This is a genomic window from Gulosibacter sp. (assembly GCF_052090685.1).
Lineage (GTDB): Bacteria > Actinomycetota > Actinomycetes > Actinomycetales > Microbacteriaceae > Gulosibacter.
The window spans coordinates 49433-67476 of the sequence record NZ_JBQDBE010000009.1; the positions used below are offsets into that span (position 1 = coordinate 49433).

The following is an 18044-nucleotide window of genomic DNA, read 5'->3' on the forward strand; positions in this document are numbered from 1 at the left end:
TCAGCGCGTGCTCGGCGAGCTCATTTCAAACTCAGAAGGTACGGCAGGTTCGGGCGTTTGGTCGGCTGACTCACCGTTCTGCTGCGGGTCTTCAGCTTCCACCGGCGGGTTCACGATTGCGTTCGGTACCAGGGAGGGGTCGACTTCTTCGAGCGGTGCAACCGATCCCTCACCCTCCACGACAGTCGCGCTGTCCATATTCAGAAAGACACTGCCACCTGCGGGAACCATTCCGAGGTCGGTGGCTTCTTGCGCGAGGTTCTGTGGTGACTCTTGCGCATCCGTTTTCTCAAGAGCGGCGGTGTGCTCACGTTCGAGTTCGAGGTGCTGCTGTTCAAGTTCATCCGTCCGATACGCATCTTCAACGATCACCGTGGTGAGAAAGAGCTGCACGGCAAAGGCGAGGACCACGATGATCACGGCGAACCAGATACCCCGTGAGGAAATCTTGGAGGCGTTTTTCAGCCCCGCGATTAGTCGCAGTCGTGGACCGACCTGTGTGGACTGTGGAGTTCGAGGGGCTTTGCTCGGTGAGGTGTGTGTTGCGGCGCTCATGCGGGTGACTTCCGAATCCGTTCAACGGCCCGTAAACGCACGGGCTTGGCGCGTGGATTGAGTTCGGCTTCGGCAGCCGGGGCCTGTTCCGCTCCTCGAGTGAGGAGCTGGAACTCGGGTTGCATGTTTTCGGGGATGAAGGGCAGGTCGCGTGGGGCGGAGGATTCCGTTTCTTCAGCGAATGTGCGCTTCACGAATCGGTCTTCAAGCGACTGGTAGGCCTCGACCACAACTCGTCCGCCGAGCCGCGTTCGTTTCAGCGCCTGCGGTAATGCGGATTCGAGGGCATCAAGTTCGCCGTTCACACGAATGCGCAGGGCTTGAAACACTCGCTTGGCCGGATGCCCCGCATTGCGTTTTGCCGCCGGTGTCGCGGCTTGCAAAATATCCACGAGGGCACCGGTCGTTTCGATATTCGCTTGCTGTCGCGCCGCGACAATCGCGCGTGCGTATCTGGGTGCGAGTTTCTCGTCGCCATAGCGATAGAAGAGGTCTCGAAGTTCGTGTTCGGAAAGTTCCGCCAACAGATCTGCGGCGGTAATCCCTTCAACGCGGTTCATTCGCATATCCAGTGGGGCGTCCTGCATATAGGAGAAGCCTCGTTCGGCTTCATCCAACTGGAGCGACGAGACCCCGAGATCGAAAAACACCGCATCCACCTCTCCGACTTCGAGGTCGTCTAGGCGTTCTTCGAACTCGTCGTAGACCGCGTGCACCGTTTGCACACGGTCGCCGAACTCGCGGAGTCGTTCGGTTGCAATTGCAATTGCTTCCGAGTCTCGATCAAAACCGATCAATCGAGCGTTTGGGCAGGACCGCAACACCGCGGCGGCGTGGCCACCCATACCAAGCGTGGCGTCGACGTAGATCGCATCTTTCGCCTGCAGGGCAGGGCGCAGCAACGCAACCACGCGATCGACCATCACGGGTGTGTGAATTTCGTTGATGTCTCTTGAGTCAGTCATATTGTTTCGGGCAGTTCCGCTGTTCCCAGAACCCGAGCCATTTCGGCCCGTACCGCGAGGGGCAGGGTGTTCGATCTGCTGCTGGGGAAGGTGCCTCAGAGCGAGAAACGGCTTGGGTTCTCAGAACAGGGCTACAAAAGGCCCGGGATCACCTCCTCGGCGGTCTCAGAGAAGGCCGCTTCATTGGCCTCCACGTACGTGTTCCATGCGGTGGCATCCCAGATCTCGGCACGGGTTCCCGCTCCGATCACCGCGAGTTCTCGATCGAGCCCGGCGTAGGTCCGCAGCTGTCCGGGAATCGTGACGCGCCCCTGTTTGTCAGGGGTCTCAGCGTGCGCCCCGGAGAGCAGCAGACGCAGATAATCGCGTGCCTGCTTGCTCGTCACCGGAGCCTGCCGAATTTGCGCGTGAAACCCCTCGAATTCGGCCGTCGAGAAGACATAGATGCACCGTTCCTGCCCGCGCGTTAGCACCACGCCTTCGGCAAGGTCGTCGCGAAACTTCGCTGGCAGGATCAGTCGCCCCTTGTCGTCGAGCTTGGGCGAATACGTGCCTAGGAACATCGTGCTCGCCCTCCTCTCGTCTCCCCGGGTGACCACCTTCCCCCACTTTACTCCACAACACCCCACTGACTAGTGGTATCTGCCCTTTTGGCCATGGAACTTCCTGGCAATCCCTTGAAAACACTGGCCTTCGAAGGATGGAGGGATGTGGAGGGAAAATGGCTCATTTGGTGCCTACACCGGCCGTGGTGGGGAAAATTGGCGCGAAAAAACGCCTCTGGGTCGATCTTTCGATCGACCCAGAGGCGTTGGGGAGGAAAGTGGGGACGCGCGCGAGGGACTGCGCTAACCCGTTGACATCACATCAACGGCTGCCCCGATCGATGTCAGAGTTCGCCGTCTTGGCGACGCTCCCATCGATCCTCAAATCGGTCCATGAACGAACCGCCAGTCTTTTGTTTACCGCTCCCGCTGGCACCCTTGCCCGGTGCGGATGCTTTGGGTGTCTGCGTCTCGGTACCGCTTGCGGACGACGGGCCATTATTTGAACCGCGAATGGCCCACACGATTCCCGCGATCATGACAACGAAACCGATGAGGCCGATCCAGATATAGCTCGTCGCCATGCCAGCGACGACAATTCCAAGCCCGACGACAACAGAAAGAACGATGATTGTGATCGCCTTGGCGGAGACCACGGGGCCTTCTTTGGGCGTAGTTGACATCACGTCTGCATCGTTTTGATAGAGGCTCCGCTCCATCTCATCCAGCAAACGTTGTTCCTGTTCTGACAGTGCCATGATTCCCTCGCACTCTGCGGGACCAGCCCGCGCTATTTGCCTGACTCACTATTGTAGGCCGCTTCCCTTATAAGGTTAGGAGTGTGCCTGAAAGTCTTCCCCTCGTAGAGTCAATTTCCGCCCGATTAGACGCGTTGTTCGCTCAACGCAAACCTCTGCTCGAGTCGCTCAACCCCGAACTGGGCCCGCTTATCGACCAACTCATCGCATTTACCACCGGTGGGAAGCGCACCCGCGCACGCTTTTTGGCCGCCGGTGCGCGTATGCCGCAGGTCGCACCGGATTCGGAAATCGGCTCGGCTGTCGTCGCCGCAGCAACTTCGGTGGAGCTCTTTCACGCGGCGGCGCTGGTGCACGATGACATCCTTGATCGCTCCGACACCCGCCGCGGGCTGCCCTCGACGCACCGCGTATTCGAATCCCTCCACCGACAACGAGGCTGGGTGGGCGAGGCTGAGCACTTCGGCGTCTCTGCCGCAATCCTCGCGGGCGACCTGCTGTTGATGTGGAGTGACGACCTCAAGCTCGAGGCGAGCGCGCACGTTCGCCCGAGTCGAGGCATTGCGGCAATGAGCGAATTCGGCCGGATGCGCACCGAGGTAACGGCTGGTCAATACCTTGACATTGCCGCCGAAGTGTCCTGGCAGGCGATCCCTCGAGAAGAACGCGCTGAGCGGGCCATTGCGGTGGCGACCTCAAAATCTGCTCGTTACTCCGTGGAGGCACCGCTGGTGATCGGCGCCAGGCTTGCCGGGGCCGATCACCAACTTGTTGAACGCATCCGAGCTATGGGACTCCCCCTCGGGCTCGCTTTTCAGCTCCGCGACGATGTGCTCGGGGTCTTTGGCGACGAAACGGTCACCGGTAAACCAAGCGGTGACGACCTTCGCGAAGGGAAGCGAACCCTGCTCGTGGCGGAAGTCGACACGCTCGCGGATGCGGACACTCGGCAGTTTTTCGATGCACGACTCGGTTCCCCCGATCTCGCTGATGATGAGATCCGTCGAATGCAGACCGCAATTCGTGATTGCGGAGCACTCGACGCCGTGGAAGGGAAAATCCAGCAGTGGCTCGACGAGGCACTTACCGCAATGGATCGCATCGCGCTCGATGAGGAAACCCGCACACACTTCAGCAAGCTCGCGACTGAGGCTGCTCGCCGTGAATACTGATCGCTAAATCGCGAGCAGCTGCACCGAACGACGAACCGAAGACTTTCGGCCTTCCTGAAGCGCCTTCGTGGGGGAAACACCGAGGACTTCATCCTCGGCGAGGAGCCACTCCATCGCTTCGTGATTCACCACGCCGTGGTCGGCAAGTAGCGTAAGGGTGCCTCGAAGGCCAGCAAGGGGTTGGCCGTCGATGATGAAGTCCTTGGGGATACGCGGTTCACCATCGTGCTTCACGGCAAGCAAGTAGCGTTCTTCGATAAGCCGATTGAGTCGCCCCGAAGAGACACCCAGCTCCTTCGCTGCTTCAGAGAGAGAAAACCATTCAAATGACGAGTATTGCGTTGACACACCTCAATATTCGCAGAGATCCTGGATCTGTGCGGCCAGTTTCGGAGTTTCAGCCCAATATTCAAGATGAAGCCGACTAACCTGCCATCCGTGAGCCCTGCCAACCCGGACACTTTAATCGGACGTCTAATCGACGGCCGCTATCAAGTGCGCTCGCTCATCGCACGTGGCGGGATGGCAACCGTCTATGTTGCCACCGACCTCCGCCTCGAGCGTCGTGTAGCAATCAAAGTCATGCACGATCACCTCGCTGCAGACGACGCGTTCCGGGAACGATTCATTCGTGAGGCCCGCGCTTCTGCGCGACTGGCGCATCCCAACCTCGTTAATGTCTACGACCAGGGTGAAGATGAGGGGCTCGCCTACATCGTCATGGAATACGTGCCCGGCATCACCCTGCGTGACCTGCTGCACGATCACCACCGGCTGACAGTCGAGCAGACCATCGACATCATGGATGCGCTCTTAGCCGGCCTGCAGGTGGCCCACCGACAGGGCATCATCCACCGCGACATCAAGCCCGAGAACGTCCTCCTCGCAGACGACGGGCGCATAAAGCTCTCCGACTTCGGCCTCGCGCGAGCGGCCACCTCGAACACGGCATCGGGTTCCGTATTACTCGGCACGATTGCCTACCTCGCGCCTGAACTCGTCACCAAGGGCACCGCCGATGTCCGTAGTGACATCTACTCTGCCGGCATCATGATGTACGAGATGCTTGTGGGCGAGCAGCCGTACCGTGGCGATGAACCCGTGAACATTGCGTTCCGGCACGCGAACGATAATGTGCCGCCACCGAGTGAAAAGCAGCCTGAGTTGCCCCGAGAACTCGATGACTTGGTCGTGTGGTCAACGGAGCGGGATGCGGAGGATCGCCCGGCCGACGCCGGTGCAATGCTCGCCGCACTCCGCCAGGCTGAGCGAGATATCGCTTCCTCAGACGGCGTCACGGCTGCGCCGGCGACAGTATTTGCTCCGGTGGAGCAGGATGCGGGCACGCAGCTGCTTGCGCAGACGCACGAGGAATCGGACCCCAATTCGGATTGGGACAATCTCACGACTCCTACCGACCCGTCGACTGTTGAGGAAGCGCTTGGCGCGGGAGGGGTCGCGGCCGTCCGGCACGGCGCTTCGGGGTCAAGGCCGTCTTCAGCCGCAGTCTCGGCGTCGGCGAAAGACACCCCACTCGCGGCGGTGCGGTTGGAGAAAATCAATCGTCAGAAGCGTCGCTCGGGCCTTGTCGCCGCCGTAGTCGTGGTGCTCCTAGTGTTGTTTGCCGCCGGGATTGGCTGGTGGCAGGGATTCGGACCGGGCTCCTGGCAGGCAGCACCTGAGGTGGCCGGTGAAACCGAGGCACAGGCTGCCGAACTAATCGCGGCACAGGGCTTTGGCATCGGCGAAACTTCCTATGAGAACTCCTTGGAAGTGCCGGAAGGCACCGTTATTTCGATGGATCCGGGGCCCGGATCCCGACTCGAACCAGACTCGGTGATTGATCTGGTGGTCTCCGCTGGCCCCGCGATCCTCACGGTCCCCCGGCTCGATGGGTTGCCGCGCGACGAGGCTGTTGAAGCGATTGAGCACGCCGGGTTCGTGTACAGCGAAGAAACCGATGTACTGGAGTTCAGTTCCTCAACTGAAGCCGGGACTGTGCTCTATGGCACGAATGAATCCGGCGAGGCGTTGCCCACGGAGATGGCCGAGCAGGAACCAATCCGTCTCGTGGTGTCTGCCGGTGCCGTCCCAGAGGTCTCGGGGATGGGCCAATCTGACGCCATCGCAGCCCTCGAAGAGGTGGGACTCGAAGGCACCGTGGCCTATTCGGAATACTCATCCTCTACGCCCGCGGGTGCGGTGCTCCGACAATCCACGACCACCGACCCGGTCAGGCCGGGCGACACCGTGGAGCTGGTAACCTCGCTCGGTCCAGACCTCGTCGAGGTCCCCAATGTGGTGGGTTCCACTGCCACCGACGCGATTGCTGCGCTCGAGGGTGCCGGATTCTCGGTGAGTCACACAATCCCCGGGCCACTGCAGGAGTCCGCCACTGTTACCTCGCAGAGCCCGGGCGCTGGTGAGAGTGTCGTGCGCGGCTCCACCATCTCCATCGAGGCCTCCTACATCTTCTCTGACGAGCCCTAGGTCTGTCGCCGAAGCGAAGAAAACCACCCCGCAGATCGGTAATTCCTGACCGATCTGCGGGGTGGTTAGCGTATTGAGTTACTGCGAGTGCCTACCAGTTGTCCTGGCCAGTAACCTCGGCGGTTGGGAAGTCCTGCAGGAGCTCCGCCACAAGAAACGCGAGCTCGAGCGACTGCATGTGGTTGAGTCGGGGGTCGCACAGCGACTCGTAGCGAGTCTCGAGCGCCGCCTCATCAATCGCATCCGAACCGCCGAGGCACTCGGTGACATCGTCACCGGTGAGCTCGACATGGATGCCACCCGGGTGTGTGCCCGCTTCCTTGTGCGCGGTGAAGAAGCCCTTGACTTCGGTGACAACGTCATCAAAGCGACGGGTCTTGAACCCGCGTTCCGTGGTGAAGCCGTTGCCGTGCATGGGATCGGTGATCCACAGCGGCGTCGCGTCTTCGGACTTTATGGTTTCGAGCAGGCCCGGGAGCACATCCCCGATCTTCTCCGCGCCCATGCGTGTGATGAACGTCAATCGACCCGGCTCACGTTCAGGGTCGAGCTTTTCGATAATGCGCTTCATGGTGTCGGAGTCGGTCGTCGGTCCGAGCTTGACGCCAATGGGGTTCCGGACCCGCGCGAAGAAGTCCATGTGGGCTTCTTCGAGGTCGCGGGTGCGCTCACCAATCCAGATGAAGTGTGCCGAAGTGTCGTAGGGCAGCTGGGTGCGCGAGTCGATCCGGGTAAGGGCACGCTCGTATTCGAGCAGCAGCCCCTCGTGACCGATGTAGAACTCAACTTCCTTGAGCGCTTCGAAGTCGGCACCGGTCGCAGCCATGAACTTCAGCGCGCGGTCGATTTCGCGGGCCATGAGGTCGTAGCGCGCATTAGCGGGGTTCGAGGCGAAGCCCTTGTTCCACGAGTGCACCTCGCGCATGTCTGCGAAGCCACCGGTCGTGAAGGCACGAATGAGGTTCAGCGTGGATGCGGAGACGTGGTAGCCGTCCATCATGCGCTGTGGGTTCGGGGTGCGTGATTCTTCGGTGAACGCGAAGTCGTTCACGATGTCACCGCGGTAGGCGGGCAGGGTGACACCGTCGCGTGTTTCGGTGTCCTTGGAGCGAGGCTTGGCGAATTGGCCCGCCATGCGGCCCATTTTCACAACGGGCATCTCGGCGCCGTAAGTGAGCACGAGTGCCATTTGCAGGATGGTCGATACGCGGCCGCGAATCTTGTCGGCATTGGCACCGGCGAAGGTTTCGGCGCAGTCACCGCCCTGAAGTACGAAAGCGTTGCCGGCAGCGGCCTGGCCCAGTCGATCCTTAAGGCGATCCACCTCACCGGCAAACACCAACGGTGGACGCTGTGAAAGCTCGTCGAGCACATACTTTGCAGCCTCAGCATCGGGCCAGGTCGGCTGCTGGCGGATCGGCAGATTGCGCCAGTTGTCGAGACCTGCTGCCGCACTCACCTGTTGCTGGAGCTGCTGGGTAATAGTCATATCTCTCGTACTTTTCGTTGTTGATGTGTTGGGTGATGGATGAACGCACAGGTATTCGGCGTTCCTCGCAGTAACGCCGTTTTCGAGGAGTCTATTCCTCTGCCCTATTGCGTAAGGGCGGGCGACGCATTGCGAAGCTTGGAAGCATACACGTCTGCATAGTCTTGGTCGGACAAGCCGGCGATCTCGGTCATGATTTCATCCGTAACGGAACGCAGGATGAACCGGCTGGAATGCATTCCCCGATATCGAGAAAAGTCGAGCGGTTCACCGAGTTTGATGCCGATCCGTCCAGCTTTGGGGCGCTTGGCACCAATTGGCATGATCTTTTCGGTGTCGACCATGACCACAGGAACCACAACCACGTTGGTGTCGGCTTCCAGAATCATTCGGGCAATACCGGTGCGACCGCGGTAGAGGCGGGCATCGGGGCTTCGGGTTCCTTCTGGATAGATTCCGAGGCATCCCTGTCGTTCGAGCACTTCAAGACCGGTTCGAAGTGAACTTTCGGAGGCCTTTCCGCCCGATCGGTCCATTGGGATCATCCCGGTGGAGGTAAAAAACCAGCGACTCAATAGCCCCTTGACACCCTTGCCGGTGAAATACTCGGACTTCGCGAGAAAGTTCACGCGGCGCTTGATGACGAGCGGCAGGATGAAGGAGTCAATCACCGAGAGGTGGTTAGAAGCGAGAATCACGGCGCCTTCATCCGGAATATTCTCAGCGCCCTCAACCACGGGGCGAAAAAGGCGTCGCGCAACCGGGCCAGCAACGAGGTGCTTTAGCAACCAATAAAACATGCGGTGACCCTCCAGTCGGACGACTCACATCATACCCACCGATTTCATCTGGACAGAACTGAAGAGGGGCGTGTGACACACTGCGTCGTTATCTGCGTGTAACCCTTCACTTTGACTAGCCTGACTAAGATAGAAAGATGGCGCGCCAACGTTGCCGCGATCGAACTCAGATGAGCAACGAAGCCGTCAGAGTGAGCCCACCGATGGAAGGTTTGAATTCCAATGACTGAATCGTCAACCCCCACAGTCGTATCTGGGAAGGTACGCGAATGGTCTACCCCCGCCGTAACCGAACCAACGCCCACCCTCAACGTCACGGACCTCCTCGAGTCGCGTGTCGAACGCACTCCCGAACGGGCGCTCTTTGCGGTGCCAGAGGGTGACGGCTGGCGCGATGTCTCGGTTCGATCATTCACGAATGATGTCCGCGCGATCGCGAAGGGATTCATCCAGGCCGGCGTCACCCCGGGCACCCGACTCGCATTCATTTGTTACACGAGCTATGAGTGGACCCTCGTGGACTTTGCACTTTGGTACGCGGGAGCGGTCATGGTGCCCGTGTATGAAACAAACTCTTCCTCGCAGTTGGAATGGATCCTCAATGATTCGGGTGCTGAGGGGCTCATCACACAATCAAACGAGTTCGCGGCCAAATACGAAGATATTGAAGGTGATAAACCACCCCTTCGCTGGCAGTGGACCCTGGAGCGCGGTGCGCTCGATGAACTGCGGCAAAAGGGTCAGGAAATCTCTGACGAACAGCTCGAACAGGCACGATCGCGAGCAAACGGAGATGACATCGCGACCCTGATCTACACCGCTGGAACAACCGGTCGACCAAAAGGGACGGTGCTCACGCACGCCAACTTCGTCGAACTCGCAAACAACATCGAAAAACCGCTCGCCAAGGTAGTTTCGAGTGAGGGCGCTTCGACACTCCTCTTTGTCACCCTCGCGCACGTCTTCGCCCGACTGATCTCCGTTATCGGTGTAGCCTACGGAATACGAGTTGGACACCAACACGACACAACCCAGCTCGTGCCTTCCCTGGGGTCATTCAAACCCTCGTTCCTGCTGGCAGTTCCCCGGGTGTTCGAAAAGGTCTACAACTCTGCCCTCCAGAAAGCCTCCGGAGACGGGAAGGAAAAAATCTTCCGACGCGCGGTACGGGTTGGCGTCGCACACTCACGGGCCGCCGAAAAGGGCAAGGTTCCGTTCGGACTCAAACTGCAATACAAGCTCTTTGATCGACTCGTGTTTGCCAAGCTCCGCACGACTTTGGGTGGACGTGTCCAGTATGCGATCTCCGGATCCGCACCGCTGGGACTATTCCTCGGTCACTTCTATAACGCAATCGGTGTGAAAGTGCTCGAGGGCTACGGGCTGACGGAAACCACCGCCCCGATCTCGGTGAATCTGCCCGACAACTTCAAGATCGGTACAGTCGGTCCGCCGCTACCCGGCTGTGCTGTTCGAATTGACGATGATGGCGAAATCCTCACCAAAGGCATCAATGTTTTCCGTGAATACTGGAACAACCCCGAAGCCACCGGCGAGTCATTCACCGACGATGGCTGGTTCCACACCGGTGACATCGGTGAGCTGGATCACGAGGGCTACATCAAGATCACGGGCCGAAAGAAGGACATTATTGTCACTGCCGGCGGCAAGAATATCGCGCCAGCAGCCTTCGAAGACCAAGTCCGCGCCGACGGCATCGTTGGTGAATGCCTCGTCGTTGGTGATCAGCGTCCGTTTATCTCCGCATTGATCACGCTCGACCCGGAAATGCTCCCGAAGTGGCTGGAACTCCAGGGTATTGATCAGTCACTTTCGATTCCCGACGCGGCAAAACACCCGCGCGTTCGTGAACACATCCAGAGCCTCATCGACCGGGCAAACAAGACCGTCTCACGTGCGGAATCGATCCGTAAATTTGAGATTCTCGACACCGTCTTTTCTATCGAAGATGGCACACTCACGCCGAAGCTTTCGCTCAAACGACATGTTGCGCTCGAACGCATGGCCCCCGTGATTGAGAAAATGTACGAGGGAACCAGTAGTACTCCGAAGGAGTAGCGCGGACGGTCGGCGACGACTCCTCACCGAGATGACAGAGTAATGGCCTGCGCCGTCAGTGTGACGGCGCAGGCCATTACTCTGTGTCGGAGTCTCCCTAGAACCAGTCCGACTCGCGGATCTGCCGCATGGCGTCACGACGCTGTTCCTTGGCAAGCGTGTCCACGTAGACGGTGCCCTTGAGGTGGTCGGTTTCGTGCTGCAGCATCTGTGCCATGAGCCCTTCGCCCTCGAGGACCACCTCTTCGCCGTCAAGGTCGGTCCCCCGCACGCGCGCGTAGGGGTAGCGCTTCGTTTTAAACCAGAGCCCGGGAACTGAGAGGCAGCCTTCGTCAATCTCCTGCGGTTCGCCGGAGACTTCTTCGAGTACCGGGTTGAGGATATAGCCGATCTTGCCGTCAATGTTCCAGCTAAATGCTTGCAGGCCGACGCCGATTTGCGGTGCCGCTACGCCGGCTCGCCCTTCCAGGGCCGTACTGTCGAGGAGGTCACGCACAAGTGCGCGAACGTGCTCATCGACCTTCGTAATCGGTTCTGCCGGAGTGCGCAAAACCGGGTCACCGTAATAGCGAATATCTCGAACGGTCACTTCTGGATTTCCTCCTCCGCCTGCAGGAGGGCGTTCTCAATGATTTCGGTTGCTGCCGGGTGAGGCCAGTACTGGCCTCGCGCGAGGCCGTGCACGGTCTGGCCAAAGCTTGCGGCCTGCACGAGCGGCTGCAGCAGAATCGGTGCATCCGGACCGATGATGTGCGCGCCGAGCAGCTTTCCAGTGTCGCGTTCGACGACGAGTTTGCAGAAGCTTTCTTCGTCTTCCAGCGCCCACCCCCATGCGGTACCGCCGTAGTCCTGACGCACTTCAAAAGCGTCGTGGCCGTCACGCTGCGCTTCCTCGAGGGTGCTGCCAAACACGCCAATTTCAGGCGCGCTGAAGACCGTGTACGGAACTGGACCGAGGGTATTTTCCGTGAGCGGCGCATCCTGCTCGAGCGCAAGCAGGTTACTTGCGACCACCCGCGCGTCCTGGTTGGCGACGTGCTTGAGCTGGTGCGGGGAGGAAATATCGCCGAGTGCAAAAACCCCTTCGACGGGCTCACCGTTCCGCAAGACTTGCTGATACGCGTCCACCTGGATGCGACCGTCGTCGTGGTGGTCGAATCCCGCTGCAGGTGTGTCGAGTCGATCCGAGTTGGGTTGGCGGCCAACCGCGACCAGCACGGCATCCACGTCGATGGTGGATGCGTCGCTCAGCGACAGCGTCCAGCCCGATTCACCGTGGCTTGCTTCGGTCACTTCGACGCCGGTGTGGATGCGCCAGTTGCGCGACCCGGCGCTGGTGAAGGTCGCGGCGATGTCATCGTCGAGGCCTCGGAACAGTGGCGAGCGGTTGAGCTGCGTCACTTCCGCACCAAAGCCGGAGTAGATTGCCGCAAACTCCGCTGCCACCACGCCACCGCCAATTACGGCGATGCGGTTCGGCAACGATTCGAGACGCATGGCATCGTCACTCGAAAAGACGGTGTCGCCGAAGGGCAACACCTCGAGTTCCCGAGCCCGGGAGCCACCGCCAATGACGATCTTGGCTGCGCGAAGCACCCGTCCCGATGCCGTTGTCAATTCGTGCGTGTCGGTGAAACGTACGGTCTCGCGCACGAGTGAGATATTCGGCTCACCGGATTCTCGGTACGCTTCGCCACTTGCTGAGATCGGGTCGATGCGACCGAATACCCGGTCCCGAACTGCTTCCCAGCTCACGTCGAGATCTCCGCTCGATACCCCGAGTCGCTGCGCTTCGCGAACGTTACGCACGACATCGGCGGGGCGAACGAACATCTTGGTGGGGATGCATCCCGCATTCAGGCACGTGCCACCAAACCAACGGCCGTCGTCGACGATCGCAATCTTAAGACCGCTCAGCGCGGGCGAGGGAATGGAGTTCCCCGAGCCCGCGCCGATGATGATGAGGTCGAATGTTTCGGCAGACTGTGTCTGCGTGGTGTTGCCGGTCATGGCCCTCGCATTCCTGTCGAAGGGCCATGACCGGCACGGAGACTACTCGGTGCCGGTGACCCCGCTGGTGTCATCGGGATGAATCACCACGAGCAGATCGCCGTGGTCGACTTCTTCGGGTGCGCTGAGCACCACTCGCTCAATAGTACCCGCGCAGGTAGCGGTGATAGATGCTTCCATCTTCATCGCTTCGATGGTTGCGACCTGGTCGCCCTGGGCCACACGCGCACCCTGTTCGGCTCGAACTGTGACGACGCCGGAGAACGGAGCTGCCACGTGACCGAGATTGCTCGAGTCGGCCTTTTCGCGGGAGACGGTGTCCACCTTCACGCTGCGGTCGCGAACCAGCACCGGACGCAGCTGGCCGTTGAGCGTGGACATGACCGTGCGCTTGCCCTCGTCATCGGGTTCGCCGATGGCTTCGAGCTGGACGAAAATATCGACACCCTTGCTGAGCCGAACTCGCTTCTCCTTGCCCGGTTCGAGACCGTAGAGGTACTCGATCGAGTCGAGGACCGACAGGTCGCCAAACAGCTCGCGCGTATCTTCGAAAATTGCGCTCGGCTGGGGAAAGAGGAACCGGTTGAGCGTTGATCGACGCGTTGCCGAATCGCCGTTCAGTCCCTCCTGTTCGGCCTCGGTGAGCGGCTTGATATCGACCGAGGTCTTCTTGCCCGCAAGTGCCTTGCTACGGAAGGGCTCCGGCCAACCACCGGGGATGTTTCCGAGTTCGCCGGCAAGGAAGCCAATGACCGAGTCGGGTACGTCGTAGCGATCGGGGTTTGCCTCAAAATCGGCGGGGTCGGCATCCACGGCAACCAGGTGGAGTGCCAAGTCGCCGACGACCTTCGAGGAGGGGGTCACCTTGGGGATACGGCCGAGGATGCTGTCCGCGGCGGCGTACATGTCTTCGATTTTCTCGAAGTGATCCGCAAGGCCCAGGGCGATGGCTTGCTGGCGCAGGTTGGACAGTTGGCCGCCTGGAATCTCGTGGCGGTAGACGCGACCGGTCGGACCGGGAAGACCCGACTCGAATGGGCGGTAGATATTGCGCACAGCCTCCCAGTAGGGCTCGAAATCGGTGACGTCATCGAGGTTGAGGCCCGTGTCACGATCGGTGCCCTCTAGCGCCGCCACGAGTGCACTCATCGACACTTGGCTGGTGGTGCCCGATACCGGTGCGGATGCGACATCAACCGCGTCGGCACCGGCGTGGCTGGCAGCAAGGAGGGTACCAAGCTGACCGCCTGCGGTGTCGTGGGTGTGCACGTGGATTGGCACGTCAAAGCGTTCACGCAGAGCCGTGACGAGCTTGGATGCCGCAGCCGGGCGTAGCAGTCCGGCCATGTCCTTGATGGCGAGTACGTGCGTACCGGCCTCGACGATTTCTTCCGCCAAGCGGAGGTAGTAGTCAAGCGTGTAGAGATCCTCGGCGGGATCCAGCAGATTGCCCGTGTAGCACATGGCGGTTTCAGCCACCGCGGTTCCGGTCTCGAGCACGGCTTCAATTGCCGGGCGCATCTGTTCGACGTCGTTGAGCGCGTCGAAAATGCGGAAGATGTCCACACCGGTCGAGGTTGCTTCACGCACGAACGCCTGGGTCACTTCGGTTGGCGAAGGCGTGTAGCCGACGGTGTTGCGGCCGCGGAGCAACATTTGAATCGGCACGTTTGGCATGGCTTCGCGAAGCTGCTCGAGTCGCCGCCACGGGTCCTCACCGAGGAATCGAAGGGCAACGTCATAGGTTGCGCCGCCCCAGGCTTCGACCGAGAGCAGCTGTGGCAGCCGCTTCGAAACATAGGGTGAGGCCAACAGCAAGTCCTTGGTCCGTACGCGCGTCGCCAAAAGCGACTGGTGCGCATCGCGGAAGGTGGTGTCGGTGACTCGCAGGCGGCTATCTGCACGCAGCTGATTCGCCCACTCTTTCGGTCCGAGTTCGCGCAGCAGATCGCGTTCGCCCTTGGGGGTTTCGATCTTGCTGAGGTCTGGCAGCTTGGTACGTGCCCGCACCGAGGTGGGGCGAGTACCGTTGGGCTGGTTTACCGTCACGTCGGCGAGCCAGTTGAGCATCTTCGTGGCGCTGTCGCCGGGCTTGCGGTAGTGGAAGAGCTCCGGGCGTTCCTCGATAAAGCCGGTCGAGACATCACCACGAAGGAAGTCTTCGTCGTTGAGTACCGCTTGCAGGAATGGGATGTTGGTGGCGATTCCGCGCACGCGGAACTCCGCGAGGGCGCGACGACCGCGCTGGACTGCCGTGGCGAAGTCCTTACCGTGTGAGATGAGCTTCAACAGCAGGGAGTCAAAGTACGGCAGCACTTCGGCACCGGTCGCGATCGTTCCACCGTCGATGCGGATGCCCGAACCACCGGCAGAGCGGTAGGTCGTGATGGTGCCGGAGTCCGGTCGGAAGTCCTGTGACGGATCTTCGGTGGTGATTCGGCACTGAATCGCCGAACCACGCATCTCAATCTTGTCCTGCGTCAACTCGAGCGCTTCGAGCGACTCCCCCGCGGCGACTCGCATTTGTGATTGCACGAGGTCGATCGCGGTAATCTCTTCCGTGATCGTGTGCTCGACCTGGATGCGCGGGTTCATCTCGATAAAGACGTGCTCGCCAGCGCGTTCTCCCGCAGTATCGATGAGGAATTCGACCGTACCGGCATTGACATAGTCAATTGACTTCGCGAAGGCAACGGCATCTCGATAGAGCTTTTGGGCGAGTTCCGGATCAAGATTCGGTGCTGGCGCGATTTCAACAACCTTCTGGTGACGACGCTGCACGGAACAGTCGCGCTCGAAGAGGTGCACGACCTCACCCTGGGTGTCAGCGAGAACCTGCACTTCGATGTGTCGAGGGCGAAGCACGCACTGTTCGATGAACATCGTGGCATCGCCAAAGGCCGCGGCAGCTTCCTTCATCGCTGATTCGAGTGCACCGCGAAGGTCTTCGGGGCGTTCAACTCGACGCATCCCGCGGCCGCCACCACCGGCAACTGCCTTCGCGAACACCGGAAAGCCGATCTCTTCAGCCGCAGCTGCAAGCGCGTCAATATCCGTCGATGGCTCAGAGGATTTGAGGACGGGAACACCGGCCTTCATCGCCTGTTCCTTGGCATGTACCTTGTTGCCAGCGTTCGCGAGCACCTCGGCAGACGGACCGATGAAGGCAATTCCGTTCTCGGCACATGCTCGTGCGAGGTCTGCGTTCTCGGAGAGGAAGCCGTAGCCCGGGTAAATCGCGTCGGCACCGCTCTCGCGTGCAACACGAATAATCTCCGCAATATTGAGATACGCCTGGACCGGCGAGCCCTCCGAACCAATCTCGTAGGCTTCATCAGCCTTTAAACGGTGCAGCGAGTTTCGATCTTCGAAGGGATACACCGCGACCGTGCGGGCACCCAACTCCACTGCAGCTCGGAATCCACGAATCGCAATTTCTCCACGATTCGCTACCAGGATCTTCCGGAACAAACCTGCCCCCTTTGGCCTTAATCACATTGTCGGAGTCGAATATATCCGAGAATGTGACAAGGTGCGAGGTTCAGATTTGTTTAAGACCAACAAATCTGTTGACTTGTACCTAGCTTGCGCGGTTTTTACGGCGAGCGGCAAGCTCATCCATGGGATCCACGGCGTCGGTTTCAATATCGACGAGGTTGTCTTCCACCTCGCGGAGCACCTGACCGACAAAGATCCCGAACACACCTTGGCCGCGCTGGACAAGGTCAATAACCTCATCATTCGAGGTGCACAGGTACACACTTGCACCGTCCGACATCAGTGTCGTCTGGGCGAGATCGGTGATGCCAGCATCGTGCAGTTGCTCAACTGCGATGCGAATCTGCTGCAGTGAAATACCCGTTTCAAGCAGTCGTTTGACAAGCTTGAGCACCAGAATGTCGCGGAAGGAATAGAGGCGCTTTGAACCCGAACCAGTGGCGTCCTGGATGCTCGGCTCCACGAGGTCCGTCCGTGCCCAGTAATCAAGCTGGCGGTAAGTGATGCCCGCGACTCGAGCCGCTACCGCGCCGCGATACCCAATATTGGGGTCGAGGTCAGGCAGACCGTCGGTAAACAGCAGCTCTTGCCGAAGCCCCTGCGAGCCTCCATCGTCTTGCGCGCTCATGACGTCACCTTTCTTGCCCGTCGCATTACCTGTTATTCACGCTAAACCCCGCCAGGGACACCCCCGGTTAGGCGCGCCCGCGGAAATTTCCGCATCCAGGCGAATTAATAGGCCACACACAGTCTAGGCGAGGCCACGTTATACCTCGAGTGTCGAAATACAACGATGTGATCGTGTCATCACTGTGGCGCTCACACGAGTGCCACGCCGCAATCTTAAGGTTCAACTTGAGCTTGAGACCAAACCGTAATCTGAGGATCGCGGATCATTCGCACTGGAGATCGCGATTCCCACGTGCCGAAGACCTCGAATCGTGGTCGGCGTCGGATGCTCAGCGTCCGCTATAGCGGTCGCGTAGTGACTGCCGCACGAGACCCCGACGGACCCGCTCGAGTGCTTCCGCGAGTTCCTCCGCCTTAGCCTCAGTCCGCGATCGAACCGTGGCCTCGGGCTTGCGCGACACCGCACCGAGAGCCTGCTCGATGAGCCCAACCTCATGCTGTGCGGCGGTGCGAAATGGCCGCAAGTGTCGTGGACCGATACCGCATTGTTCAAGTTCAACAAGTGCGGTGAGCATGAGGAGTTCTTCCTCATGAAAACTACTGGCACGTGGAATCAATCCGGCTGCCTGCGCTTGTTCCAGAAGTTCCTTCGACGCCGTGGAGCGTCGAAGGAGCTCATCGCGGCTGAGCTCCGCATCGTTGGTCAGGATGCTGCTGCCGGATGCAGACTTGTGTGTCGATGCCGTTCCTGGAACGTCGAGACGCTCCCCGCGGTCAAGCGCCTCGAGCTGTTCGGCTATTACCTTGAGCGGCAAGTAGTGATCCCGCTGGAGCGCAAGAATGGTCCGAATCCGTTCGACATCCGCATCCGAAAACTTTCGGTAGCCCGAGGAAGTACGCGCAGGATGCACAAGCCCCTGCTCTTCGAGAAAGCGGATCTTGGACGGTGTGAGTTCGGGGTGCTCTTTCCCTAACCGCTGTAAGACCTGTCCGATGGACAGCTTTGGAAGCGCCCCGGAACCTCGAGACGCTGCAGAACCTAACCCCATCAGG

Annotated in this window: 15 protein-coding genes; 3 read left to right on the plus strand and 12 right to left on the minus strand. The window is 60.0% G+C overall.

Annotated features, from left to right (window positions below):
• The 4 genes from ACTHXA_RS07565 to ACTHXA_RS07580 form a co-directional block, all read right to left on the minus strand.
• The gene (locus ACTHXA_RS07565; RefSeq protein ID WP_441670973.1) at positions 1-555 is read right to left on the minus strand and encodes a hypothetical protein; all 555 of its coding nucleotides are present in this window, start codon (positions 553-555) and stop codon (positions 1-3) included.
• Positions 552-1520 carry a 16S rRNA (cytosine(1402)-N(4))-methyltransferase RsmH gene (gene rsmH, locus ACTHXA_RS07570; protein ID WP_441670975.1) on the minus strand — a complete coding sequence of 323 codons (969 nt, stop codon included), beginning with the start codon at positions 1518-1520 and terminating at the stop codon, positions 552-554. The genes ACTHXA_RS07565 and rsmH overlap by 4 nt, the downstream gene beginning before the upstream one ends.
• Before the next feature lie 131 nt (positions 1521-1651).
• Positions 1652-2083 carry a division/cell wall cluster transcriptional repressor MraZ gene (gene mraZ / locus ACTHXA_RS07575; protein WP_441670977.1) on the minus strand — a complete coding sequence of 144 codons (432 nt, stop codon included), beginning with the start codon at positions 2081-2083 and terminating at the stop codon, positions 1652-1654.
• Between the two features lie 326 nt (positions 2084-2409).
• Positions 2410-2823: a DUF3040 domain-containing protein gene (locus ACTHXA_RS07580; RefSeq protein WP_441670979.1), complete on the minus strand. Its 414-nt coding sequence runs from the start codon at positions 2821-2823 to the stop codon at positions 2410-2412.
• 83 nt (positions 2824-2906) lie between these two features.
• On the opposite strand from ACTHXA_RS07580, the gene ACTHXA_RS07585 reads away from it, so the two are divergent.
• Positions 2907-3995 (plus strand): polyprenyl synthetase family protein, encoded by a 1089-nt coding sequence (locus ACTHXA_RS07585; protein WP_441670981.1) that lies wholly within the window; start codon positions 2907-2909, stop codon positions 3993-3995.
• A gap of 3 nt (positions 3996-3998) precedes the next feature.
• Here the strand turns inward: ACTHXA_RS07585 and ACTHXA_RS07590 are convergent, their stop codons facing one another.
• Positions 3999-4343: an Rv2175c family DNA-binding protein gene (locus ACTHXA_RS07590; RefSeq protein ID WP_441670983.1), complete on the minus strand. Its 345-nt coding sequence runs from the start codon at positions 4341-4343 to the stop codon at positions 3999-4001.
• A 174-nt stretch (positions 4344-4517) separates the two neighbouring features.
• Here ACTHXA_RS07590 and pknB point away from each other — a divergent pair, with 174 nt between their 5' ends.
• Positions 4518-6485 (plus strand): Stk1 family PASTA domain-containing Ser/Thr kinase, encoded by a 1968-nt coding sequence (pknB, locus tag ACTHXA_RS07595; protein WP_441671143.1) that lies wholly within the window; start codon positions 4518-4520, stop codon positions 6483-6485.
• 91 nt (positions 6486-6576) lie between these two features.
• Here pknB and ACTHXA_RS07600 read toward each other — a convergent pair whose 3' ends face one another.
• The gene (locus ACTHXA_RS07600) at positions 6577-7974 is read right to left on the minus strand and encodes a class II 3-deoxy-7-phosphoheptulonate synthase (RefSeq protein ID WP_441670985.1); all 1398 of its coding nucleotides are present in this window, start codon (positions 7972-7974) and stop codon (positions 6577-6579) included.
• Between the two features lie 104 nt (positions 7975-8078).
• On the minus strand, positions 8079-8774 hold the full coding sequence (locus tag ACTHXA_RS07605) for a lysophospholipid acyltransferase family protein (RefSeq protein ID WP_441670987.1): 696 nt from the start codon (positions 8772-8774) through the stop codon (positions 8079-8081).
• Positions 8775-8996: 222 nt separating this feature from the next.
• On the opposite strand from ACTHXA_RS07605, the gene ACTHXA_RS07610 reads away from it, so the two are divergent.
• Positions 8997-10853, plus strand: coding sequence for an AMP-dependent synthetase/ligase (locus ACTHXA_RS07610; protein WP_441670989.1), 1857 nt, complete (start codon positions 8997-8999; stop codon positions 10851-10853).
• 97 nt (positions 10854-10950) lie between these two features.
• Here ACTHXA_RS07610 and def read toward each other — a convergent pair whose 3' ends face one another.
• From def to ftsR, 5 genes are all read right to left on the minus strand, one after another.
• Positions 10951-11442, minus strand: coding sequence for a peptide deformylase (gene def, locus ACTHXA_RS07615; protein WP_441670991.1), 492 nt, complete (start codon positions 11440-11442; stop codon positions 10951-10953).
• Entirely contained in the window at positions 11439-12863 is a 1425-nt protein-coding gene (locus tag ACTHXA_RS07620) for a mycothione reductase (protein WP_441670993.1), read from the minus strand. Before ACTHXA_RS07620 ends, def begins: the two co-directional genes overlap by 4 nt.
• A gap of 42 nt (positions 12864-12905) precedes the next feature.
• Positions 12906-16334, minus strand: a complete 3429-nt coding sequence (locus ACTHXA_RS07625) for a pyruvate carboxylase (protein ID WP_441670995.1) — start codon at positions 16332-16334, stop codon at positions 12906-12908.
• A gap of 109 nt (positions 16335-16443) precedes the next feature.
• Positions 16444-16989, minus strand: a complete 546-nt coding sequence (locus ACTHXA_RS07630; RefSeq protein WP_441670996.1) for a MerR family transcriptional regulator — start codon at positions 16987-16989, stop codon at positions 16444-16446.
• Positions 16990-17320: 331 nt separating this feature from the next.
• Positions 17321-18040 (minus strand): transcriptional regulator FtsR, encoded by a 720-nt coding sequence (ftsR, locus tag ACTHXA_RS07635; RefSeq protein WP_441670998.1) that lies wholly within the window; start codon positions 18038-18040, stop codon positions 17321-17323.
• Positions 18041-18044 lie beyond the last annotated feature (4 nt).

Coding starts and splice junctions, on each gene's coding strand:
- ACTHXA_RS07610 (WP_441670989.1), top strand. CDS start 8,997: ATGACTGAATCGTCAACCCCCACAGTCGTATCTGGGAAGGTACGCGAA.
- ACTHXA_RS07600 (WP_441670985.1), bottom strand. CDS start 7,974: ATGACTATTACCCAGCAGCTCCAGCAACAGGTGAGTGCGGCAGCAGGT.
- ACTHXA_RS07565 (WP_441670973.1), bottom strand. CDS start 555: ATGAGCGCCGCAACACACACCTCACCGAGCAAAGCCCCTCGAACTCCA.
- mraZ (WP_441670977.1), bottom strand. CDS start 2,083: ATGTTCCTAGGCACGTATTCGCCCAAGCTCGACGACAAGGGGCGACTG.
- ACTHXA_RS07605 (WP_441670987.1), bottom strand. CDS start 8,774: ATGTTTTATTGGTTGCTAAAGCACCTCGTTGCTGGCCCGGTTGCGCGA.
- ftsR (WP_441670998.1), bottom strand. CDS start 18,040: ATGGGGTTAGGTTCTGCAGCGTCTCGAGGTTCCGGGGCGCTTCCAAAG.
- rsmH (WP_441670975.1), bottom strand. CDS start 1,520: ATGACTGACTCAAGAGACATCAACGAAATTCACACACCCGTGATGGTC.
- ACTHXA_RS07630 (WP_441670996.1), bottom strand. CDS start 16,989: ATGAGCGCGCAAGACGATGGAGGCTCGCAGGGGCTTCGGCAAGAGCTG.
- pknB (WP_441671143.1), top strand. CDS start 4,518: ATGGCAACCGTCTATGTTGCCACCGACCTCCGCCTCGAGCGTCGTGTA.
- ACTHXA_RS07580 (WP_441670979.1), bottom strand. CDS start 2,823: ATGGCACTGTCAGAACAGGAACAACGTTTGCTGGATGAGATGGAGCGG.
- ACTHXA_RS07620 (WP_441670993.1), bottom strand. CDS start 12,863: ATGACCGGCAACACCACGCAGACACAGTCTGCCGAAACATTCGACCTC.